Raw genomic sequence first — 20,521 nt, forward strand, 5'->3', positions numbered from 1 at the left:
TCCTATTGCAAATGGCAAATCTTGTGATAAAGTCGAACAACAACAGTTCACGGTGCAGTCTTATATTCTGCACTGCGAAACAAGAGCAATGCAACTATAACAAGTACTGGAGCAAACTTATGAGCTTCCTTGCCACATTCAGAAAAAACCTTACTACCTATGCATCCGCGTTAACACTGGGTGTATCCGCTGTTATCGCCAGCGCACCTGTATACGCTGAAAAAACCTACACCTGGAAGGTTCAGTCCCACTGGCCAGGCTCCAGCAGCTCCTACCAGGACAGCCTTGGTCGACTGAAGGATGTGATCGAAGAACGCTCTGAAGGCCGCATCAAGCTCCAGCTGTTTGAAGCAGGCGCTATGTTCAAGGCCACAGAAACCTTCAATGCCGTGAGTCGTGGCATTCTGGAAATGGGTACGATTTCTCCCGGTTATGCCCAGGACAAGATGACTCTGGCCGGCATTGCTTCTGGCCTGCCCTTCGCATTCCGAAACGTTTGGGAAGCCGCCTACTTCCACCAGAACATGGGCTTCGAACAAATGCTGCGGGATGAAGCCGCCAAGTCTGGCGTTTACTGGGCAACCGACAAGGTTTACCCGACCGAAATGGTTACCAGCAAACCCATCAACAGCTGGGAAGACTTCAAGGGGCTGAAAATCCGTTCCTCCGGTGCGCTTCAGAAGTTCCTGACCGAGGCCGGTGCTTCCGCTTCCTATATCCCGGGCAGTGAACTGTACACCGCACTGGATTCCGGCATTGTAGACGGCGCCCACTGGGGTGCTGCCCAGGGTGCTGCGAGCATGGGCCTGTATGATGTTGCCAAATACCACGTTCAGCCTGCGCTGAACATCGCCGGCACTGATGTCATCATCGTCAGCCAGAAGGCCTTGGACAAACTTCCGGAAGACCTGCAGCAGGTGGTGAAACAGGCCCTGGATGAGCAATTCTGGATCCGCACCAACCAGTATCTGTACAAAGAGCGTATCGCCCTGGCCAAGGCCGTTGCTGATCAAGGTGTTGAAGTAAACGTGATGCCTGATGATGTTCAGCAGAAGCTTGCCCAGACCGCCCAGGGCATGTGGGATGAAGAAGCCAAGCGCAGCGATGAGGCCAAGAAGGCTCTGAGCCTGCTCAAGCAGTTCCTTGGCGAACTTGGCTACCTCTGATCTTAAACGCAACACCACAGGCCCCGATTAACCCCCGGGGCCTGTTTTCTCAGTTCACATCAAAGTCCCCCGGAGAGTGCCATGAGCGTAGTCAGCGCATTCATGAAAGGCGTCACCAGGCTCAACGAGTACGTTGGCCGATGTATAGCCCTGATCGTCTTTCCCATGTTTGTCTTTCTGATACTTGAAGTAGCTCTGCGCTATTTTTTCAATTCACCTTCGGTGTGGACAAATGAACTGACACAACTGCTGTTCGGTGTATACGCAGTAATGTCTGGCGGATACATCATGGCCCACCGCGGGCACGTGAATGTCGATCTGCTGCACTCGACGCTGAAGCTGAGAGCCCAGGGCTTTGTCGACATTTTCACCTCCATTTTGTTCTTCATTTTCATGCTGGCGCTGGTCTGGTTCAGCTTTGACATGGCCTCTGAGTCATTCGAAAGCCGGGAAACCTCCTTTTCTGCCTGGAACCCGCCTATCTGGCCAGCCAAGGGAGCCATCTTTGTTGCCTCTGTTTTGATGCTGCTGCAAGGCATTGTGAGGTTGCTGGAGGATATCGCCATCGCATTTAACCTGAGCTATTACGACCCCGCTGAGCGGAAAAGCCATTCTGAAGAAGGAGAAGCATAATGAGCATTGAAGTCATGACGCTTCTATTCTTTGGTTCGCTGCTGTTTTTCCTGCTGCTTGGCCTGCCACTGGCATTCGTGCTGGGTGGTGTGTCTGTTGTTTTTCTTTATTTCACCTGGGGCTTTGACTCCTTCTACATGGTGGTTTCCCAGATCTGGGGCACCATGGAAAGCTTTACATTGGTGGCCATACCACTGTTTGTATTCATGGCGATGATTCTCGAACGCACAGGTGTTGCGCGAGACTTGTACCGCATGATGTATCTCTGGTTCGGCGGCCTCCGGGGCGGCCTGGCCATCGGTACTCTGGGTATTTGTGCGGTATTTGCAGCCATGGTGGGCATCAGCGGTGCGGCAGTGGTCGCTATGGGTGCGATCGCACTCCCTTCCATGCTGTCCCGGGGTTACGACAAGCAGATGGCACTCGGGGTTATAAATACCGGTGGCGGCTGGGGCGTTCTGATCCCGCCAAGTATCCTGATGATTCTGTATGCCCTGATTACGGGTGTATCCGTAGGCAAGATGTTTGCTGCAGGTGTTATGCCCGGCATTATGCTGATGGTACTCACCACCCTCTATATTGTTGTCCGCTGCGCCCTGCAGCCAGACCTGGCACCAGCGCTTCCTAAAGAAGACCGGGCATCCTGGCCTGAAAAGTTCCGCGCCCTACGCTCTGTTCTCCTGCCGATCAGTGTGGTGGGAATGGTACTGGGCTCCATCATGGGCGGACTCACTACACCCACAGAAGCCGCAGCCATGGGTGTCCTCGGTGCGCTGATTTCAGCAGCGGTCTACGGCGAGTTCAAATGGTCAGTACTGAATGAAGCCGCGATCCGCACCCTCAAGCTGACTGGCTTGACCATGTGGATCCTGTTTTCGGCCCACGCATTCAGCTCTGCTTATCAAAGCATGGGAGCCCAGGCTCTGATAGAAAGTATTATGGCCATGATTCCAGGCGGAGCCTGGGGAACCGTCATTGCCATGATGATCATCATCTTCTTCCTGGGTATGGTTCTGGACCCCGTCGGCATCATGATGATTACTCTGCCGGTATTTATTCCGATTATCACGGCATTAGGGTTTGACCCAATCTGGTTCGGCATTCTGTTCGTGATCAACATGGAGATCGGTTACAAGACACCACCCTTTGGTTTCAACCTGTTCTACCTGAAAGGTGTAGTGCCTCCGTCGGTCACAATGAACGATATCTACAAGTCGATCATTCCGTTTGTACTGGTAGAAATCGTTGGGATCATACTGATTATGATCTTCCCGGAGATCGCAACCTGGTTGCCGGAATTACTCTTCTGAGATAGCAAAAAGGCCTGAGGTTTCTCAGGCCTTTTTGATGGTCAAAGAAGTACCGGGCTATGCTTTAAAGCCGTTCAAAAGTATCTGCATTCGGACAAATTTCCGACACTGCTCCGCAGACTCCCCGCCACGCAGCGCCTGCCAGCAGCGGGCTGCTTCCGAGCAGGAATTACAACGCTTCTTCATAGCCGACAGCTCTCTGGCTTCCAGAGCACCCATCTGTTCTTCGGTAACGCCGAAACGTGCCTGCATCTGCGGCATCAGGGGCTTTTCAAAACGCACAAACGGTGCACCACCAGTTCTCAAAAGACGCTCGATTTCAGCAGCAACGGAGGAATCCAGGGCCGGATCGGCCTGAGCAACTATCTGCTCCAGCGCATCCGGGGCTTCCATCTGCAGGGACTTTACAGCCATCTGATACTGGCCGGCGATCAACCGGTCAGCAAGGCGACCGATCACAGTAGACTTGGGTTGAGTTGAAACCTGAGTATTCATGTTCATGGGACCTCCCTCCTGATATTGATGACAGTAAACGCTGTTACCAGTGGGGAGATTTTGCTTCAGGTCAATGAATCCCGGTGGGTGTGCGTATTCCTGCACATCGTGACCACCCATTCCGTTTGAACGTGACCGCCTGTTCCGGGCGATCGTGGCCACTGATTCCGTTTTATCGTGACCGATTTCGGGCGTTTTTCCGGAATCGCCGGTCACGATGCCGGAATCACCGGTCACGTTCCTCCGGAATCACTGCCAACACGCTGGAATTCTTCAACTTTATCCGGCATACCCGTTTCTTTTTCATCACACTCCCCTGAGTCGTTGGCTAAGCCTCACCAAAAGAGCATAACGATATAACCCGAGCTTTAACAGCAAGCACGGCCACCGCTTCAGCGACGAAATGTCGCACCTATGCCCTGTTTTTCCAGACAAAATTTACAAATTGACGGACATCAATTTCATGACCGAAACCTGCCGATTTTCCATGCACATCCAGCAGGTTTTGTTAGCTTTAGTAAAGGGAGACCAACTTGTCTCATAAGGAGAGAAAGAAGGCCTGGCCCTGTTTATGGACCGCGGCTGCACCGCCTGCCACAGTGGCATGAACGTCGGCGGCCAGAACTACTATCCGTTCGGCCTGGTCGCCAGGCCCGGTGCTGAAATCCTGCCCGCTGGCGACAAGGGCCGTTTCTCCGTAACCGAAACCGCCTCTGACGAGTATGTATTCCGGGCATCACCACTGCGCAACATCGAACTGACCGCGCCGTATTTCCACTCTGGCGCCGTCTGGAGCCTGGAAGAAGCCGTTGCGGTTATGGGTACTGCCCAACTGGGTATCGAGCTGAACGATAGCGAAGTGAAATCCATCGTGGCGTTCCTCAAAACCCTGACCGGCGACATTCCGGAAGTCACCTATCCGGTGCTGCCGCCGAGCACGGCTGACACTCCCAAGCCAGTGGACATGATTCCGTAATTGCCGGATTCGTTTCCCCTGCCAAGGCGCGCCACCCGGCGCGCCTTTTTTGTGGTGCGCCAGGCATGGCGCGTAGCGCCTTGACGGGCGCTGTTCCGGTACAGGTGGTGCTGGCCGGATGACTTGGGGGTGCAAGTCCCCTGTGGACCCGGCAAGGGGAACCACTAGCCGAACGGCAAGGGTGTCCACCGCGAGGTGGAATCTGAAGGAAGCCGCAGGCAAAACACTGGCCCGACGAACAGAAATCGCATATGAGGCGGTCACACCGGGTAAGGCGGCCACTATCGCCAAAGCCCAATACTTGCACGGAAGGTGTGGACGTAGATGCGGCGGGTATAAGTGTGAAGGTCACGCGTCTTACCCTGGGAAGTCTGGTTCTCTGCCACTGTGCTACCTGCCTCGTGAGGGGCGGGGATGGGGGGCCAGAACTCAGCCGAGGTCATAGTAGGTGCGTTACCGCGTACTGAAGGACTGAACATGGTTGGCCGCTAGTAGGCGGTAAGTTCTCGCAGTGTGCTTATGAAGACAGAAGCGACCCGGATGGGTCAGGGCATTCAGGAAGGGGCCGGGCGGAACCCGGCAGGTACTGAAGTCCGTGTCGAAGCAGACGCGGGGGCTCACTCGTGGACGAACGCGGAGCCGAACACGCAGATGGAACAGGTGCTGGAGCGCCCGAACCTGATGCGTGCGTATCAGCGGGTGGTTTCCAATAAAGGCGCGGCTGGTGTCGATCGGATGCCGGTGACCGCTTTGAAGAGCCACCTGCAACAGCATTGGCCAACGTTGCGTGAGCGATTGTTGGCCGGAGACTACCATCCTCAGCCGGTACGCCGGGTCAGTATCCCTAAGCCGCAAGGCGGCGAACGGATACTGGGTATCCCCACGGTACAGGATCGCCTGATCCAACAAGCCCTTCACCAAGTGTTGAGCCCGATACTGGAACCGACCTTCTCGGACCACAGCTACGGGTTCCGTCCCGGTCGAAGCGCCCATCAGGCGGTAAAGGTGATGCAGCAGTTCATCAACGATGGCCACCGCTGGGTGGTCGATCTGGATCTGGCCCAGTTCTTTGACCGGGTCAATCACGATGTGCTGATGAGTCTGCTGGCCCGTCGCATCACCGACCGACGGATACTCACTCTGATCCGACGCTACCTGCGAGCCGGTATGCTCGACGGTGGGCTGGTCAGCCCGAGACGGGAAGGCACGCCGCAAGGTGGGCCCCTGTCGCCCTTGCTCTCTAATGTGCTTCTGACCGAACTGGATCGGGAGTTGGAACGGAGGGGGCACCGGTTCTGCCGCTATGCGGACGACTGCAATATCTACGTTCGCAGCAGAAGAGCCGGTGAACGGGTGATGACCAGCGTCACCCACTTCCTGGAAAGAGAACTGCGCCTGAAAGTGAACACAGACAAGAGCGCTGTGGATCGCCCTTGGCGCCGAAGCTTCCTGGGATACAGCGTGACTTGGCACAAGCAGGCACGGTTGAGGGTTGCACCGAAGAGCCTGAAGGCTTTTATGGCCAAGCTGCGACCATTGCTCAAACGATCAAGGGGGCAGTCACTGAATGCCACCATCCGATCCCTGAATCCGGTGCTGCGGGGCTGGGCGAATTACTATCGCCTGACGGCCTCGAAGCGCTCGGTGGAAGCATTGGATGGCTGGATACGGCGGCGACTGCGACTGATCCTGTGGCGGCAATGGAAGTGCCCCTATACGCGGGCGCGCAACCTGATGCGGCTGGGTCTGACAGAGCAGAGGGCTTGGATGAGTGCGACGAATGGTCGTGGTCCGTGGTGGAACAGCGGCGCGTCTCATATGAACGCGGCGCTGCCCAAGCGGGTGTTCAATGGCCTGTCTCTGGTAAGCTTGCTGGATACGATGGTTCGGCTTCAGTGCCGGCCGTGAACCGCCGTGGTACGGAACCGTATGCCCGGTGGTGTGAGAGGACGGGGGAGGTAACTCCCCCTCCTACTCGATCCTGTGTCCCACCCGCTGCGGCAACTACCCACCTTCGTCCGGTTGCGCCCGCTCTGTTAAGCAAGCTATCGTCTGTCTTTTCCTGACTCAGACGAGGGGCTATGAATCCGACCATTGAACTGCTGAAATCCCACCGCTCCATCCGTAAGTTCAAGGATCAACAGATTCCCCGGGAGCTGTTTGAAGAACTGATCCGCGCCGGCCAGTGTGCCGCCACCTCCAACCACGTGCAGGCCTACACCATTATTCACGTGGTCAATCCGGAAAAGCGGAAGAAGCTGGCTGAACTGGCCGGCGGCCAGGCCTATGTGGAAACCTGTTCGGACTTCCTGGTGTTCTGTGCCGATATGAAGCGCGCCACCGAATCTGCCGAGAAAGCCGGTGCCGAGGTGGTCCGGGGCATGACCGAGCAGCTGCTGGTGGCCAGCGTTGACGCCGCACTGATCGCCCAGAATGTGGTGGTGGCAGCGGAATCCGAAGGGCTGGGCATCTGCTACATCGGCGGTATTCGCAACAACCCGCAGGAAGTGAGCGAACTGCTCAACCTGCCGGAGCATGTGTATCCGGTGTTTGGCCTGTGCCTGGGCTATCCGGACCAGGATCCGGAAGTGAAGCCACGGCTGCCCCTGGCCGCCATCCTGAAACAAGACGCTTACGACGATTCCGACGACGAAGCCCTGGTGGCCAGCTTTGACGACACCATGCACCAGTACTACCAGGAACGCACCGGCGGCAATAAGGACACCAACTGGTCCGAGCAGCTGAAGCCGCTGTTTACCAGCAAGCTCCGGCCGCACATGAAGGATTTCCTGAACAAGCGGGGCTTCGGGGTTAAATAACCCCGCCCTCAGGCGTCCTCAAGGATGAGGACCACCAGCTCTTTCGGGCCATGGGCCCCGTAAGCCAGCACCTGTTCGATATCCGCGGTCTTGGAAGGGCCTGACACAAGTAACAGGTTCGTCGGCAAACCCGCAGACCAGTTCTGTTTTTGCATCATGCCGTACAGGTTGTCTTCCACTTCACTGACCTTGAGCAGTGCAATGTGCAGCGGCGGCAGCAGGCTCATCAGCCGCGGCTCGTGGCGATCCGGCCAGAGCACCAGTGAGCCGGTAGCTGCAATGCCTCCCACAGTGCCGGTGACGCTGGCATCCACCTGCCAGAACAGTTCTTCTTTCCATTCCTCGATGGGCCGGTCGTAGGCCAGCAATTCGGGGGCGGCATTGCTTTGCTGCCAGTGTTCCGACAACGTCTGGCCGTGGTCGGTACCCGGGGCATAGAGCAGGTTTTTCAGGCCGCGATGTTCCAGCAGTTCCTGAACTTTTGCCGGCCACTCGGCGCAGGTCAGCTGGTGAATTTCGGTGTGCACCGCCTCCATCAGCGAACGCAGCCGGGTAATCCTGTCCTCCGGCGCGTATTGCCATGGCCGGGTGACCAACCCTTCATCGAAATCATCCGGCCGGGGCGTAGTGCCGGCCAGGCCAGCGCGGAGCTTGTTCAGAATGTTACGGCGGGCGCTCATCGCTGATCCCCCTGGTTCAAATGGGCTTTGGCCAGGTCATGCAAAGACCGGCGAGCCGGCACCGGCGCCGAGTGGTTCTCGGTCCAGGGGCCGACGTTTTTCGGTGCCAGTTTGCCAAAGCGGGTCGCTCCCCACAGGAACAGCCGGTAGAACACTGGCGAAGTATTCAGCCTGGCCCAGAAGCGCCAGATCGCCCGCTCCTTGCGGGAATACTTGGCGCCGCCGTCTTTCACTTTCGGCTGTTCGGCGGGGCTTTTCACGTTTTCCTGGCGCAAGCGCTGCAGCATTTCCGGGATCGGAATCTTCACCGGACACACCTCACCACAGGCGCCACACAAGGAGGACGCGCTGGGATGATCCGGCACCTTGTGCAGGCCAACCATATGCGGCGTAATAATCTTGCCGATCGGCCCCGGATACACTTCACCATAGGTGTGGCCACCCACACGGGTATAGACTGGGCAGTGGTTCATGCACGCACCGCAGCGGATACAGTTCAACGTCTGGCGCAGTTGGGCATCGGCGAAAGCACCGCTGCGGCCATTGTCCAGCAACACCAGATGCACTTCCTCCGGACCATCCAGCTCATCCGCCTTGCGCGGGCCGGAAATCATGTTCACGTAGGTGGTGATGGGCTGGCCCAATGCGGAACGGGTCAGCAAGGACAACAGGGGCACCACGTCCCGCAGGTTCTCCACCACTTTTTCGATGCCGGTGACGGCAATGTGCACTGGCGGCGCCGTGGTGCTCATGCGGCCATTGCCTTCGTTCTCCACCAGCAGCAAGGTGCCGGTTTCGGCAATGGCGAAGTTGACGCCGGAGACCCCGACATCCGCTTCAAGGAATTTCTGGCGCAGGGTGCGGCGGCCAATCTGGATCAGTTCGTTCACATCCTCGGTCTCATCCACGCCCAGTTTGTCGTGGAACAGTTTGGAGACCTGAAAGCGGTTCTTGTGAATCGCCGGCATGATGATGTGGGAGGGCTTTTCGCCATCCAGCTGGACGATGTACTCGCCCATGTCGGACTCCAGGCACTCGATGTTGCGTTCGGCCAGGTAGTCGTTCATTTCCATTTCTTCGCTGACCATGGATTTGCCCTTCACCACCTGAGAACCCTGCTTCGCCTCAATGATGGAGTGGACAATCCGGTTGGCCTCTTCGGTGGTCTCGGCCCAGTGGACCTTGACACCGTTGGCGGTCAGCCTGGTTTCCAGTTGTTCAAGCAAATCCGGCAACCGGGACAGCGCCCGGGCCTTGATGTGGTTGCCCAGTGCCCGCAGGCCCTCACGCTCTTCCTCGTCCGGAAAAGCATCGGCCCGTTTTTTCATCAGCGAATCCATGGCGACGCGGAAGTTGGTGCGCAGCTGGTCGTCGGCCAGGGCGCCCACCGCGCGGCCACGGAAGCTGTCGGTGAGCTCTTTTACCGGTATACGCTGGCTCATGATTTCACCTCTCCACTCACCCGCTCCCAAAGAAAGCTGGCCAGATGCCGGCCCCGGAACGTCTGTTTCTGTTTTTCCAGGGAGCCGTTGATGTTGAGCAGGCAGCCGCCATCGGCGGTCACCATTTCCACTGCGCCGGATTCCCGCAGCGAACGGGTTTTGTCCAGCACCATGGCGCCGGAAACTTCCGGCATGCGCACGGAGAAAGTGCCGCCAAAGCCGCAACATTCACTTTCGTGGTCGTGATCCAGCCGCTCGACGTTCGCCAGCTTGCCCAGCAACTCCCGGGCGTGCAGGTGGGTGTTCATTTCCCGACGGGCGGAACAGGACGTGTGCAGGGCAATCTGCGTGGGCTGGCCGAGATCCTGCCAGTCCACCTTGCATACGTGCAGCAGAAACTCGGTCAGTTCAAAAGTACGCTCGGCCAGGTTATCCACACGTTTCAGGGTATCGGGTTCTTCCGCAAACACTTCCCGGTAATGCTGCCGGAACATGCCGGCACATGAGCCCGAGGGGACGACCACCGGCAAGCCGTTGTCGAGCAGGTTGAGCTGTGCCCGTGCCACCTCCCGGGCCTCGTTCACGTAGCCGGAGGTCCAGGCCGGCTGGCCGCAGCAGGATTGTTCCTGTGGAAAGTGCACGCGAATGCCTTCCCGCTCCAGCAGGCGGATCGCATCCAGACCAGCTTCGGGAAAAAACAGATCCACCACACAAGTGCCGAACAAAGTTACCTCCGCCGGCTTGTCCGGATATACCCGGGGCTTGGGGCGCTCCGGAGCCACACGGGTGGCATTGGGGGCGGCGTCGTAGAACAGCTCACTCATCAGTCATTGCCTCCGGGTTCTGCGGGCTGCGGAGCAGCCCTGCCCGTTGTTTCAGATCAGTTCATCAGGGGGTCGGTAACGCCCAGAATATAGGCGGCCACCAGGGCAACCCCACCGGTTACTACAAGATAGTAGATAGTCGGGCGAATGGTTTTGCGCAGGGTCTGGCCTTCACGGCCCAGCAAACCAACCGTCGCCGAAGCCGCCACCACATTGTGAATCGCGATCATGTTACCCGCAGCCGCACCAACAGCCTGCACCGCCACCATCAGCGCCGTGGACAAGCCGAGGCCTTGGGCAACACCAAACTGGAACTGGCTGAACATCATGTTCGATACGGTATTGGAGCCGGCAAGAAAAGCACCCAACGCACCGACCGTAGGCGCCAGGAAGGGATAGATGCCGCCCACAGAATCCGCCACCCAGGTGGCCATGGCCAGCGGCATGCTTGGCAGGTCGGCCAGGTTGACGCCGGAGTTGATCATGATCCGCACCATCGGAATGGTGAACAGCAGTACAAAGCCCGCGCTGAGCAACACCCCGCCCGACTCTTTCAGGGCTTCACCCATGGCCCGGGTGCTCATCCGGTGGATGAAGAAGGTGGCAATCACCACCATCACCAGAATGCCGCCAGGCAGATACAGTGGCTGCACACCGGCGCTGACCCCGGCCTCACCCAGAATGTTCGAGAAGGATACGCCAATGCTGACGAAGAAGTCTTTCACCGGCGCCACCGTGCGGCTGATCACCAGAATTGCACCCATCAGCACATACGGAAGCCAGGCACGAACGCCACTCATGGGATGGGCGGCGATGTCTTCCAGCTTCATTTCCAGTTTGCCAACCCACTCGGCCGGCCAGTCTTCACGCCCGGCAAAGTCCCAGGTTTTCTTCGGAATCAGAAAGCCTTTCCTGGCCGCAAACGTGACAATCGCCAGACCGATCAGGCCGCCCAGCAACGACGGGAACTCCGGCCCCAGCAGCATACCGGTGATAACGTAGGGCACCACGAAGGCGACGCCGGCAAACAGGGCAAACGGCAACACTTCCAGACCTTCCTTCCAGCTTTTGTTCTGGCCGAAGAAACGGGTCATCATCACCGCCATCAGCAGCGGCATGATCACGCCAGCAATGGCGTGGGTAATGGCAACTTCGGAGGTAATCAGCTGCAGGTAGGCTTCCCAACTGGAACCCGCAGCCTCAAGCTGGCCACTGATCGTGGCCTCGTCCAGCCCCGTGGTCACACCGACAATGATCGGTGTGCCGACCGCGCCAAACGACACCGGCGTGCTCTGCACCATCATCCCGAGCATAACCGCCGCCATGGCCGGAAAACCTACCGCCACCAGTAACGGCGCCACAATGGCTGCCGGCGTACCGAAGCCGGATGCGCCTTCAATAAAACTGCCAAACAGCCAGACAATGATAATGGCCTGGATCCGCCGGTCCGGCGTGATATTGGTAAAACCAGAGCGAATGGTAGCAATGGCTCCCGAGTGCTTGAGGGTGTTCAGCAGCAAAATGGCGCCGAAGATAATCCACAACACACCGATCGTGATCACCAGTCCCTGCAGGGTCGAGGCGAAAATTCGGTTCAGGGTCATGTCCCAGGCGGTATAGCCAAGTACGGCCGTTGCCAGAAAGACAACAGGCATGGCAGTTCGGGCGGGCCATCGCAGGCCGAGAAGCAGAATTCCGGCCAACAGAATGGGGGCAAATGCCAGCAGGGCGAGTAATCCGGATGACATGGTTTTCTCCAGAGTCTTGTTGTGATGATTTATTTTTGGATAATTGGTAATACCAATTTACAAGCAACAAACTAGCACGGTATTTGAGCACTCGCGGGCTGTCAAAGCGAAAAGCTAAGACATTGGTCTTATTTGCTTGCAGTTTCACAGTAAAAACAGGTACAAACAGCTCCCGAAATTTTGGTCTGACCAATTCCGGAAACAGCATCAGGAAGCCCAATGTCTCCACAACCCATTGCACCGAAGCGGCTCGCCGACACGATTGTCGAGCAACTGGAAACCATGATCCTGGAAGGCACCATGCAACCGGGACAGCGGCTGCCGCCGGAGCGCGCCCTGGCCGAGCAATTCGGAGTTTCCAGGCCTTCGTTACGGGAAGCTGTGCAGCGGCTGGCAGCGAAGGGGTTGCTGATCAGCCGGCAGGGTGGTGGAAACTTTGTCACTGAGCATCTCGGAGCCAGCTTCAGCGATCCGCTGATCCGGCTTCTGGAAAACCGTCCCGAAGCCCACCGGGACTTGCTGGAGTTTCGCCGTACGCTGGAGGCCGACTGCGCCTATTACGCGGCCCAACGTGCCACCGAGGTAGACCAGGAACTGCTCACCCGGGCATGGCAGGAACTGGACAATTGCTACCGGTCACCCAGCGAGGAAAATATCGAGCGGGAAGGTGCCGCAGATGCCGGCTTCCATATGGCTATCGCCGAAGCCAGCCACAACGTAGTGCTGCTGCACACCATGCGCAACCTGTTTAATCTCCTGAAAAAAGACATCGTGACCAATATCGGTGGCATGTACTCAAAAGACGCGGCCACCCGTCAGGGCCTGATTGAGCAACACCAGGCGCTGTTCTCCGCGATTATGGAAGGTCGGGCGGAAGACGCCAGGGCCATTGCGGGGGAACACATCGGCTTTGTGCAGCAAGCGATTTCGGCGCATTCAGAAAGTGAACGCCGGCGGGAGAGGGCCGTGCGCCGGGGCAGCACCCGACAATCCGGGTGAGCAGAAAGAAAAAAGCACCGGGGCAAGCCCGGTGCAAAGACTGACAACACCATGGCGTGGGCCAGGTTCTTCTCCATCTCTGGCCCCAGCAACAGGCCCAGGATGATCGGCACCAGCGGTATTTCCAGCTTGCGCAGGAAGTAACCGGCCACACCGAAGGCCACCATGAAGTACAGGTCAAACGCACTGTGGCTGATCGAGTAGATACCGACAAAAGCCACCATGGTCACGATCGGCAACAGGTACATGGGCGGCCCCGGGGTAATGTTGAGGGAGATCAGCATGGCCAGCAGCACCGCAGTGGTGCCACTGCCCGGCACACCCAGGGTCAGCATGGGCACCAGCGCACCGGAAGACGCCCCGTTGTTACCCGCCTCCGGAGCAACCACACCCCGGATATCACCCTCACCAAACTTGCCCTTCTTGCCGATTACCTGCTTTTCCAGGGTGTAGCTGATAAAGCTCCCCAGTGAGGCACCGGCGCCAGGCAGAACACCGGAGATAAAGCCGAGGATACCGCCGCGAAGCTGGGTGGGAATGGTACTGACGATTTCCTTGAAGCTGAGGGTGATCTTGCCAACCGACATCTTGTCGCGCCCGCTACCCATGCGATGCTCTACGAAGAACAACAGCTCCGAAATCGCAAATAAACCGACAATCGCCAGGATGAAATCGATGCCTTACCATCAGGTACAGGCTGCCAACGACCAGCACCACCGACAGAATGGTCGGGAAAGTTTCGGGGCCTACCGCTTCCGCGCCACCGAAAGGCTCGGGCCACTGCTGGGCAACCCAGCCATAGGCAACGGCAAGTACCAGCAGGCCCAGGCCGAGAATACGATCACCAAGGCCCGTCATTTCAGCAACCCGATTTCACGTGAGAGGGTTTCGATATCCTTTACCTGGCCCTGGACAAAGGCTTCAAACTCACCCGCCGGCGGGTGGAAAGGAATCAGGCCGTTGTTCTTCATCACCTTCTTCCACTGATCACTGGCATACAGGGTGTTCAGCGCCTCTACCCAGTATTCCCGGGCACCTTCCTCGGCGCCTTTGGGCATATAGAAACCGCGCCAGTTCGGACCCACCGCATCAATGCCCTGCTCTTTTGCGGTCGGGAGATCAGCAAACTCACCGGGCAGACGTTCTTCGGCCAGGACTGCCAGCACCCGCAAATCACCGGACTTCATGAACCCGGTGGCTTCGGACAGATCACCCGTGAAGGCATCAACCTGCCCGCCCACAACCTGGCTCATGGCTTCACCGCCATTGTTGTATGACAGATAGGGCACAGACGGCAGCTTCTCCGCACCGGCAGCCTTGGCAGCAATCAGAACCTTCAGGTGATCCCAGCCACCGCCCGGGTCGGCAGGCGCCAGGCATTCGACTTTGCCGGAGGGCTGCCAGGCCATGGCAGAAAAAGAGACAGCCGCAGCTGCCACGAAGGACAGAGTTCGTTTGATCAACATGGTTGTTGCCTCATTAGTTTGTTTTTGTGCGGGCTCCCGAAACACTTGTGCAGACAGGGCGTCGGAACAGGCGGCCACCGGAAGCAGCTTGAGGCAGGTGAAAAGTTGAGCAGGGCAGTCTTGAAGTTTGTGTGCGTAAAGCCTTTAAAGAGTAAAAAAACCATTTTGTTCATAAAGGGCACGGGTGTATCCGGCCCTCTCGGCCGCTCGATGGCCGATGACGACGGAGATTATGGCCGGCGCGCCCTGGAAGACGGCGAATCCTACGTGGCCCGCGCCACGGGCAGCCTTGGCGAATCCATGCGGGCGAAGGACCCGGTGATCGATCCGGAAACCGGACTTTGACCGGGAAGTCTGGCTACGGGGCCGGAAAATGGTGGTGAACCGCCTGCCGGTGCGCCAGAACAACGAGGTGATCGGCGTGGTAACCAGCTTCCGGCCCAGTGACGAACTGCACCAGGTCAGCCAGCAGCTTACCCGTATCCAGCAGTACGCTGACACCCTGCGCAGCCAGACCCACGAATACTCCAACAAGCTGCACACCATTGCCGGCCTGATCCAGATAGGAGCGACCGACGAAGCCCTCACGTTGATCGGAAGCGAAGTCAGCGACCACCAGTCCTTGCTGAAACTGCTGCTGGAAGCCGTACCCGACCCGGTCATTGCCGGCTGCCTGCTGGGCAAGTACAACCGGGCGAGGGAAATGGGGCTGAACCTGGACATAGATCCGGACAGCGCCATGGAAGATATTCCAGCCAACCTGCCCCGGGAACAGCTGGTCAGCGTGCTCGGCAACCTGATCGACAATGCCCTTGAAGCAACCCGCCAACGACTACCCAAAGGCATAGACGGCCTGACCCTGGACAAGGTTCGTGACCTTCTGCCGCAACGCAGCCGCTGGAATGCGGAAGACATGGGCACCGAGATGGGTGCGGCCCGAACGCCAGTACCTGCCGAAGGCCTGACCTGCCCTGTCTTTTCCAGGCATAAAAAAACCGGGGAAGAACCCCGGCTGAAGTAATCACACGATGCACCAACACAATGCATTGTCCTGATGAGTGTTCAGAATAACCGCCCCATATGACCTTTTCGTGACAATCGCTGTTAAGCGGGCATTTTTTCCCAGATGGTGAGTTCCGAGAAGCTGTGCTGGAACTTGTTACGGGTCTCCCGGATCACAAACGGCAGGCTGCGGGGCTCTGTCAGCAGCCGGAAACGGGGCGACAGCCTATCTTTCAGGCCATCGAGGGTGCTGTAGGGTTCGCCATCTTTCAGGAAACCGCCCAGCCATTCCTGCTTCGGTGTGTACTCCTCCAGCCAGGTGTAGGGCGAGGCAATCACCAGCAAGCCCAGGTCGTTGATGCGTTCGTGGATGGTTTCAAGGAACAGGGAAGGTTTGTACAGCCGGTCAATCAGGTTGCCCGCCAGCACCAGGTCGTAATCCCGGTAATTGTCACCCAAGGCACAGGCGTCACCCTGATGAAACGCCACCCTGCGCGCCGCGTCTGACAGCCCGAGGGCTTCCAGCGAGCGCTCCTGATAGCTCACCAGCTCCCCTTCTTCGGGCCTGGCGTAGCGGGCAGCGCCGTCGCGTATGACTTCCCGGCACTTGTTGATAAAGGTCTGGGAAAATTCCACGCCGTCTACATGGTCAAAATGCCGGGCCAGCTCAAGCGTGGTTCGCCCTACTGCGCAACCAATATCCAGCGCCCGGCAGGTTTGCCGGCCGTCCAGCGCCTCCATGGCGGCATCCGCCAGCTCTTTCGGGAAGTTCGCCTCGCCATGCCAGCTCTCGCCAAAGTGGAACTCCAGGTACTGGGCCAGGGTGGTGTTGTCTTCGTAGTAGCCGGTCGGCTCCGTCATTGTGTTCTCCTCATATCAACCAGGGCTCACAGCACCGTTTCAATCGCCTCGATCAGCTGCGGATCGTCCGGCCGGACCTTGCTGGGGAAGCGCTCAACCACCTGGCCGCTGCGGTCTATCACGTACTTGGTGAAGTTCCAGCGCGGCTGCTCACTCTGGCGGTTGATTTCCCGGAACACCGGGTTGGCTTGCTCGCCGGTGACCGGCGTGGGCGCAATCATGGTGAAGGTCACCCCGAAGTTCACAAAGCAGACCTTGGCCGCTTCTTCCTCGGTGTCCGCCTCCTGGCGAAAATCATCACTGGCAAAACCGACCACCACCAGGCCCCGGTCTTTGTATTGCTGGTGCAATGCCTCCAGCCCTTCAAACTGTCCGGTATATCCGCAACGGCTGGCGGTATTAACCACCAGCATGGGCTGGCCCGCCGCCACCTCGCACAGATTAACGGAATCCCGGGGATGCAGCTTGCGCTGCTCGTGGTCCAGAAATTCCGGGCAAGACTGGGCCGCCGCCGAAGAGGCAAAGCCCAGAAACACAACCAAACTCACACACTGTATCAGCACCCTACGCATGATCTTTCCTCCTGTTGTCTGGCCGGTATATACGAACCAGAGCGCCAGACTGTTCATGCACTTTAGCACTTGCAGGGAAATCCGGCCCCGCTACCGTGCCAGCCCTTGAAGAAACCGGCCCGAACCATCATTGTTTATTGATCACTATCGATAGTCCTTCAGAATCCCGGAGCCCCATGTCCATCACACCCGATTTTTCCCTGCTCGAACTGGCCTCCGTCCGCGAAGGCGATTCCGTCTCCACCACGCTGGCCAACAGCGTGGCCTATGCCCAGCATGCCGAGAAGCTTGGCTTCAAGCGCTTCTGGCTGGCGGAACACCACAACATGGAAGGTATCACCAGTTCCGCCACCTCGGTCCTGGTGGGCCATATAGCCGGCAAGACCGAGAGCATCCGGGTCGGTTCCGGTGGCGTGATGCTGCCCAACCACCCGCCACTGGTGATTGCCGAACAGTTCGGCACCCTGGAATGCCTGTACCCGGGCCGCATTGACCTGGGCCTTGGCCGGGCGCCGGGCACCGACCAGATTACCGCCCGGGCGCTGCGCCGTGAGGGTCTGGGCGCGGAGCAGTTCCCTGAAGATGTCGCCCGCCTGCAAACCCTGCTCGGGCCGCTGCAGCCGGGCCAGCCGGTAAAAGCCATTCCCGGCGCCGGCACCAATGTGCCGATCTGGTTGCTGGGCTCCAGCCTGTACAGTGCCCAGCTGGCCGCCATGCGCGGGCTGCCCTACGCCTTTGCCGGCCACTTTGCACCTCGCCTGTATCGCGAAGCGCTCAGGGTGTACCGGGATAATTTCCAGCCTTCCGAGCAGCTGCAGCAGCCCTACGCCATACTGGCCATTCCGGCCGTACCCGCAGACTCCATGGAAGAAGCCAAATTCCTGAGCACCACCAGCTACCAGCGGATTCTGTCGCTGTTCCGTGGCCAGCCGCTGTGGATGAAGCCGCCGGTGGAGTCCATGAATGGCCTGTGGAATGCCGCTGAAGAAGCCGGGGTTAAGGATTTTCTGGGCTTGCAGGTCATTGGTAATTCCGACGACCTGAAGCAACAACTTGAGGAACTGCTGTCGGATATTCAGGTGGAGGAGCTGATGTTCACCGTTGATATCTACGAGCCGGCCAGGCGCCGCCACGCCCTCGACATCCTGGCCCAAACCCGGACCTGAACCGACTGACCGAATGCAGGGAGCCTGACATGCCCGAACAACCGTTTTTCGTGTTTCTGTCCCATGGCCTGGAAAGCGGCCCGGGCAGCACCAAGATCCAGGCCCTGAAAGCGGTGGCTGAAGAGTTTGATGGCGTACGCGCCGAGGCCATCGACCACCGCAGCAGCAAAGACCCGGCAGTCCGGCTGGAGCAGATGCGAGCCGCCATTGAAAGTGCTGGCGCCGGCACTGGCATTGCCGAAATATCCGCAATCGAGCCCGCTGATCGGCGCCCGTTATACCCGCATCATTCATGGCTGGGATGATGATGTCGTACCGGTGATGCCGGTTCTGGAACTGGCCCGTGAGCAGCGCATCGAAACCCTTGTACTGCCAGACGGGCACCGGCTGGAGAACAGTGTCGACAGGGTGGCCCGGAAGTTCCGCCAGTTCCTTCAGGCCTGCTTCACAAAACAGAATCAGGATTGAATTCATAGACTTGCAATGCCGGAATAATCGCCAGCTCCAATTCCCTGATTTTGGTCATTTCCTTGCGAAAACCGCGTTGTTTTGCCAGTCTAAAAAAAGATAACAAGGAATTAACTGAAAAAAGAGCGGAGACAACGCGATGAACAGCACAAGCAAATTCAGGAAACTGGCGGGTATTTCAGCACTGGCATTTGCCGGTCTGACCGCAGCCAATGCGGTAAATGCAGCCAGCTGGCGCTACGCCCACGAAGAATACGAGGGCGATGTTCAAGACGTTTACGCTTACAAATTCAAGGAATACATCGAAGAGAACTCCGACCACACCCTGCAGGTGTTCCGCTTCGGTGAGCTGGGCGAGTCTGACGACATCATGGAACAGACCCAGGCTGGCATCCTCAACTTCGTGAACCAGTCCCCCGGTTTTACCGGCTCACTGATTCCCGAAGCGCAGATTTTCTTCATTCCCTACCTGATGCCCACCGACATGGACACGGTGATCGAATTCTTCCGTGAGTCCAAGGCCATCAACGAAGACTTCCCGAAGCTGTACTCCGAGCAGGGCCTGGAACTGCTGAAGATGTACCCGGAAGGTGAATTCGTAGTAACCGTCGACGAGCCGGTTACCTCCCCCGAAGAGTTCCAGAACAAGAAGATCCGGGTTATGACCAACCCGCTTCTGTCTGAAACCTATTCTGCCTTCGGTGCCACGCCCACTCCACTGCCCTGGGGTGAAGTGTACGGTGCCCTGCAGACCAACATGATCCAGGGCCAGGAAAACCCGATCTTCTGGATCGAGTCCGGCGGCCTGTACGAAGTATCTCCGAACCTGGTATTCACTGGCCACGGCTGGTTCACCACCGCCATGATGGCAAACCAGGATTTCTACAACGGCCTGTCTGACGAAGACAAGAAGCTGGTGCGGGATGCCGCAGACTTCGCGTTCGAGGAAATCATCGTGCACATCGACGGCCTGGCCGACGAAGCCCTTGAGAAGATCAAGGCTTCCAGCGACGAGGTTACCGTTACCCGTCTGAACGAAGAACAGATCGAAGCCTTCCGTGCCCGGGCACCGCAGGTGGAAGACAAGTTCATCGAGATGACCGGTGAGAGTGGTCAGAAACTGCTGAACCAGTTCAAGGCCGACCTCAAGGCAGTCCAGGAAGACTAACCGGCAGGATTCAGGGGGTGGCCACGGCCACCCCTTGTTGTCCGGCCCTGGTTCAACCCCGCCCCACCGGGGACTTTGCCGGCCGGGAGCGACCTGTTTCGGAGTACCCCATCCATGTCTGAGCGTCCTCAGGAGGCTGTGGAAGACGATACCGGTGCCTATGCATCCGGTTTGCCCGGGTTTCTGGGCACTATTGATGAATGGATTGCCAGGATTGAAGCCGTCATGCTGGCCGGCGGTGTCATCCTTATGGCGGTCAACACCTGCGTTAACGTGATTGCCCGGTTTGTGTTCGGAGAAGGCCTGTTTTTCTCCGGCGAGATCAACCGGATCCTGATTATCCTGATTACTTTTGCCGGCATCGGCTACGCTGCCCGCCATGGCCGCCACATCCGGATGTCTGCCGTTTACGATGCCTTTCCCGCCAAGGGCCGCAAGGTTCTGATGGTTTTTATTGCCCTGTTCACCTCCGTGGTGATGTTCTTCCTGTGCTACCACTCCTACGGCTACATCGAAACCCTGTACGGCCGTGGTCGCATCCTGCCGGCGCTGGGCCTGCCCATCTGGTGGATCTACGTCTGGGCACCGGTCGGTTTTGCCATCACCGGCATCCAGTATTTCCTGACCGCCATCAAAAACCTCACCAGCAAAGACGTTTATCTGTCGACGGGTGTGGTGGATGGTTACGCCGATACAGAAACCGAAGTCTGAAGCGCATGAACCCGA

The 20,521-nt window shown here is 58.1% G+C and carries 21 protein-coding genes and 3 pseudogenes; 14 read left to right on the top strand and 10 right to left on the bottom strand.

Translation table 11 applies throughout. The features are described 5' to 3' along the window. Window positions 1-119: 119 nt before the first annotated feature. The 3 genes from dctP (at window position 120) to AC13DJ_RS03565 (ending at window position 3,109) form a co-directional block, all read left to right on the top strand. Window positions 120-1,166: a TRAP transporter substrate-binding protein DctP gene (dctP, locus tag AC13DJ_RS03555; protein ID WP_232901750.1), complete on the top strand. Its 1,047-nt coding sequence runs from the start codon at window positions 120-122 to the stop codon at window positions 1,164-1,166. Between the two features lie 81 nt (window positions 1,167-1,247). Beyond that, window positions 1,248-1,799, top strand: a complete 552-nt coding sequence (locus AC13DJ_RS03560) for a TRAP transporter small permease subunit (protein WP_023008944.1) — start codon at window positions 1,248-1,250, stop codon at window positions 1,797-1,799. Beyond that, complete coding sequence (locus AC13DJ_RS03565) at window positions 1,799-3,109, top strand: TRAP transporter large permease (RefSeq protein ID WP_474540244.1); 1,311 nt, start codon at window positions 1,799-1,801, stop codon at window positions 3,107-3,109. The genes AC13DJ_RS03560 and AC13DJ_RS03565 overlap by 1 nt, the downstream gene beginning before the upstream one ends. Before the next feature lie 57 nt (window positions 3,110-3,166). Here AC13DJ_RS03565 and AC13DJ_RS03570 read toward each other — a convergent pair whose 3' ends face one another. Then, window positions 3,167-3,841 carry a hypothetical protein gene (locus AC13DJ_RS03570; RefSeq protein ID WP_482933303.1) on the bottom strand — a complete coding sequence of 225 codons (675 nt, stop codon included), beginning with the start codon at window positions 3,839-3,841 and terminating at the stop codon, window positions 3,167-3,169. Between the two features lie 310 nt (window positions 3,842-4,151). Here AC13DJ_RS03570 and AC13DJ_RS03575 point away from each other — a divergent pair. The 3 genes and pseudogenes from AC13DJ_RS03575 to nfsA form a co-directional block, all read left to right on the top strand. Next, window positions 4,152-4,580, top strand: a pseudogene (locus tag AC13DJ_RS03575) (cytochrome-c peroxidase); the annotation flags it as partial. 519 nt (window positions 4,581-5,099) lie between these two features. Then, complete coding sequence (gene ltrA / locus AC13DJ_RS03580) at window positions 5,100-6,488, top strand: group II intron reverse transcriptase/maturase (protein WP_482933304.1); 1,389 nt, start codon at window positions 5,100-5,102, stop codon at window positions 6,486-6,488. Between the two features lie 173 nt (window positions 6,489-6,661). Continuing rightward, complete coding sequence (gene nfsA, locus AC13DJ_RS03585) at window positions 6,662-7,399, top strand: oxygen-insensitive NADPH nitroreductase (RefSeq protein ID WP_288371587.1); 738 nt, start codon at window positions 6,662-6,664, stop codon at window positions 7,397-7,399. Between the two features lie 8 nt (window positions 7,400-7,407). Here nfsA and AC13DJ_RS03590 read toward each other — a convergent pair whose 3' ends face one another. Genes AC13DJ_RS03590 through AC13DJ_RS03605 form a run of 4 tightly spaced genes read right to left on the bottom strand, consistent with a single transcriptional unit; the run spans window position 7,408 to window position 12,093 of the window. Next, window positions 7,408-8,079 carry a LutC/YkgG family protein gene (locus AC13DJ_RS03590; RefSeq protein ID WP_199457843.1) on the bottom strand — a complete coding sequence of 224 codons (672 nt, stop codon included), beginning with the start codon at window positions 8,077-8,079 and terminating at the stop codon, window positions 7,408-7,410. After that, window positions 8,076-9,521 carry a LutB/LldF family L-lactate oxidation iron-sulfur protein gene (locus AC13DJ_RS03595; RefSeq protein WP_482933305.1) on the bottom strand — a complete coding sequence of 482 codons (1,446 nt, stop codon included), beginning with the start codon at window positions 9,519-9,521 and terminating at the stop codon, window positions 8,076-8,078. The genes AC13DJ_RS03590 and AC13DJ_RS03595 overlap by 4 nt, the downstream gene beginning before the upstream one ends. Beyond that, the gene (locus tag AC13DJ_RS03600; protein WP_482933306.1) at window positions 9,518-10,345 is read right to left on the bottom strand and encodes a (Fe-S)-binding protein; all 828 of its coding nucleotides are present in this window, start codon (window positions 10,343-10,345) and stop codon (window positions 9,518-9,520) included. Before AC13DJ_RS03600 ends, AC13DJ_RS03595 begins: the two co-directional genes overlap by 4 nt. Window positions 10,346-10,401: 56 nt before the next feature. Further along, window positions 10,402-12,093 (bottom strand): L-lactate permease, encoded by a 1,692-nt coding sequence (locus AC13DJ_RS03605; protein ID WP_482933307.1) that lies wholly within the window; start codon window positions 12,091-12,093, stop codon window positions 10,402-10,404. 219 nt (window positions 12,094-12,312) lie between these two features. Here AC13DJ_RS03605 and AC13DJ_RS03610 point away from each other — a divergent pair, with 219 nt between their 5' ends. Beyond that, a complete protein-coding gene (locus AC13DJ_RS03610; protein WP_482933308.1) occupies window positions 12,313-13,092 on the top strand; it encodes a GntR family transcriptional regulator in 780 nt (259 codons plus the stop codon). Window positions 13,093-13,250: 158 nt separating this feature from the next. Here the strand turns inward: AC13DJ_RS03610 and AC13DJ_RS03615 are convergent. From AC13DJ_RS03615 to AC13DJ_RS03625, 3 genes and pseudogenes are all read right to left on the bottom strand, one after another. Further along, window positions 13,251-13,721: pseudogene (locus AC13DJ_RS03615) on the bottom strand (tripartite tricarboxylate transporter permease); the annotation flags it as partial. Window positions 13,722-13,770: 49 nt separating this feature from the next. Then, a pseudogene (locus tag AC13DJ_RS03620) lies at window positions 13,771-13,950 on the bottom strand (tripartite tricarboxylate transporter TctB family protein); the annotation flags it as partial. Continuing rightward, the gene (locus AC13DJ_RS03625) at window positions 13,947-14,558 is read right to left on the bottom strand and encodes a Bug family tripartite tricarboxylate transporter substrate binding protein (RefSeq protein ID WP_482933309.1); all 612 of its coding nucleotides are present in this window, start codon (window positions 14,556-14,558) and stop codon (window positions 13,947-13,949) included. The pseudogene AC13DJ_RS03620 and the gene AC13DJ_RS03625, both read right to left, overlap by 4 nt. A 210-nt stretch (window positions 14,559-14,768) precedes the next feature. On the opposite strand from AC13DJ_RS03625, the gene AC13DJ_RS03630 reads away from it, so the two are divergent. Both AC13DJ_RS03630 and AC13DJ_RS03635 read left to right on the top strand, forming a co-directional pair. Then, window positions 14,769-14,903, top strand: a complete 135-nt coding sequence (locus AC13DJ_RS03630) for a hypothetical protein (protein WP_482933310.1) — start codon at window positions 14,769-14,771, stop codon at window positions 14,901-14,903. Between the two features lie 34 nt (window positions 14,904-14,937). Beyond that, window positions 14,938-15,579, top strand: a complete 642-nt coding sequence (locus AC13DJ_RS03635; RefSeq protein WP_474540252.1) for a sensor histidine kinase — start codon at window positions 14,938-14,940, stop codon at window positions 15,577-15,579. Window positions 15,580-15,662: 83 nt separating this feature from the next. Here AC13DJ_RS03635 and AC13DJ_RS03640 read toward each other — a convergent pair whose 3' ends face one another. Next, complete coding sequence (locus AC13DJ_RS03640) at window positions 15,663-16,421, bottom strand: putative 4-mercaptohistidine N1-methyltransferase (protein WP_482933311.1); 759 nt, start codon at window positions 16,419-16,421, stop codon at window positions 15,663-15,665. A gap of 26 nt (window positions 16,422-16,447) precedes the next feature. After that, window positions 16,448-16,993, bottom strand: a complete 546-nt coding sequence (locus AC13DJ_RS03645; protein WP_482933312.1) for a glutathione peroxidase — start codon at window positions 16,991-16,993, stop codon at window positions 16,448-16,450. A gap of 176 nt (window positions 16,994-17,169) precedes the next feature. Here AC13DJ_RS03645 and AC13DJ_RS03650 point away from each other — a divergent pair, with 176 nt between their 5' ends. The 5 genes from AC13DJ_RS03650 to AC13DJ_RS03670 all read left to right on the top strand — a co-directional run bounded on the left by AC13DJ_RS03650 (window position 17,170) and on the right by AC13DJ_RS03670 (window position 20,506). Further along, window positions 17,170-18,159, top strand: a complete 990-nt coding sequence (locus tag AC13DJ_RS03650) for an LLM class flavin-dependent oxidoreductase (RefSeq protein WP_482933313.1) — start codon at window positions 17,170-17,172, stop codon at window positions 18,157-18,159. A gap of 29 nt (window positions 18,160-18,188) precedes the next feature. Continuing rightward, on the top strand, window positions 18,189-18,464 hold the full coding sequence (locus AC13DJ_RS03655) for a hypothetical protein (RefSeq protein ID WP_482933314.1): 276 nt from the start codon (window positions 18,189-18,191) through the stop codon (window positions 18,462-18,464). A 16-nt stretch (window positions 18,465-18,480) separates the two neighbouring features. After that, complete coding sequence (locus AC13DJ_RS03660) at window positions 18,481-18,627, top strand: hypothetical protein (RefSeq protein WP_482933315.1); 147 nt, start codon at window positions 18,481-18,483, stop codon at window positions 18,625-18,627. A 139-nt stretch (window positions 18,628-18,766) separates the two neighbouring features. Then, window positions 18,767-19,795, top strand: coding sequence for a TRAP transporter substrate-binding protein (locus AC13DJ_RS03665; RefSeq protein ID WP_482933316.1), 1,029 nt, complete (start codon window positions 18,767-18,769; stop codon window positions 19,793-19,795). Window positions 19,796-19,909: 114 nt separating this feature from the next. After that, entirely contained in the window at window positions 19,910-20,506 is a 597-nt protein-coding gene (locus AC13DJ_RS03670; RefSeq protein WP_273131580.1) for a TRAP transporter small permease, read from the top strand. Window positions 20,507-20,521: the final 15 nt, after the last annotated feature.

This window comes from Marinobacter sp. L-46, assembly GCF_056859535.1.

Excerpts from the sequence above, each read along its gene's own strand:
- dctP (WP_232901750.1), top strand. The coding sequence starts at position 120 with ATGAGCTTCCTTGCCACATTCAGAAAAAACCTTACTACCTATGCATCC.
- AC13DJ_RS03560 (WP_023008944.1), top strand. The coding sequence starts at position 1,248 with ATGAGCGTAGTCAGCGCATTCATGAAAGGCGTCACCAGGCTCAACGAG.
- AC13DJ_RS03565 (WP_474540244.1), top strand. The coding sequence starts at position 1,799 with ATGAGCATTGAAGTCATGACGCTTCTATTCTTTGGTTCGCTGCTGTTT.
- ltrA (WP_482933304.1), top strand. The coding sequence starts at position 5,100 with ATGAAGACAGAAGCGACCCGGATGGGTCAGGGCATTCAGGAAGGGGCC.
- nfsA (WP_288371587.1), top strand. The coding sequence starts at position 6,662 with ATGAATCCGACCATTGAACTGCTGAAATCCCACCGCTCCATCCGTAAG.
- AC13DJ_RS03590 (WP_199457843.1), bottom strand. The coding sequence starts at position 8,079 with ATGAGCGCCCGCCGTAACATTCTGAACAAGCTCCGCGCTGGCCTGGCC.
- AC13DJ_RS03595 (WP_482933305.1), bottom strand. The coding sequence starts at position 9,521 with ATGAGCCAGCGTATACCGGTAAAAGAGCTCACCGACAGCTTCCGTGGC.
- AC13DJ_RS03600 (WP_482933306.1), bottom strand. The coding sequence starts at position 10,345 with ATGAGTGAGCTGTTCTACGACGCCGCCCCCAATGCCACCCGTGTGGCT.
- AC13DJ_RS03605 (WP_482933307.1), bottom strand. The coding sequence starts at position 12,093 with ATGTCATCCGGATTACTCGCCCTGCTGGCATTTGCCCCCATTCTGTTG.
- AC13DJ_RS03610 (WP_482933308.1), top strand. The coding sequence starts at position 12,313 with ATGTCTCCACAACCCATTGCACCGAAGCGGCTCGCCGACACGATTGTC.
- AC13DJ_RS03625 (WP_482933309.1), bottom strand. The coding sequence starts at position 14,558 with ATGTTGATCAAACGAACTCTGTCCTTCGTGGCAGCTGCGGCTGTCTCT.
- AC13DJ_RS03630 (WP_482933310.1), top strand. The coding sequence starts at position 14,769 with ATGGCCGATGACGACGGAGATTATGGCCGGCGCGCCCTGGAAGACGGC.
- AC13DJ_RS03640 (WP_482933311.1), bottom strand. The coding sequence starts at position 16,421 with ATGACGGAGCCGACCGGCTACTACGAAGACAACACCACCCTGGCCCAG.
- AC13DJ_RS03645 (WP_482933312.1), bottom strand. The coding sequence starts at position 16,993 with ATGCGTAGGGTGCTGATACAGTGTGTGAGTTTGGTTGTGTTTCTGGGC.
- AC13DJ_RS03650 (WP_482933313.1), top strand. The coding sequence starts at position 17,170 with ATGTCCATCACACCCGATTTTTCCCTGCTCGAACTGGCCTCCGTCCGC.
- AC13DJ_RS03655 (WP_482933314.1), top strand. The coding sequence starts at position 18,189 with ATGCCCGAACAACCGTTTTTCGTGTTTCTGTCCCATGGCCTGGAAAGC.
- AC13DJ_RS03660 (WP_482933315.1), top strand. The coding sequence starts at position 18,481 with ATGCCGGTTCTGGAACTGGCCCGTGAGCAGCGCATCGAAACCCTTGTA.
- AC13DJ_RS03665 (WP_482933316.1), top strand. The coding sequence starts at position 18,767 with ATGAACAGCACAAGCAAATTCAGGAAACTGGCGGGTATTTCAGCACTG.
- AC13DJ_RS03670 (WP_273131580.1), top strand. The coding sequence starts at position 19,910 with ATGTCTGAGCGTCCTCAGGAGGCTGTGGAAGACGATACCGGTGCCTAT.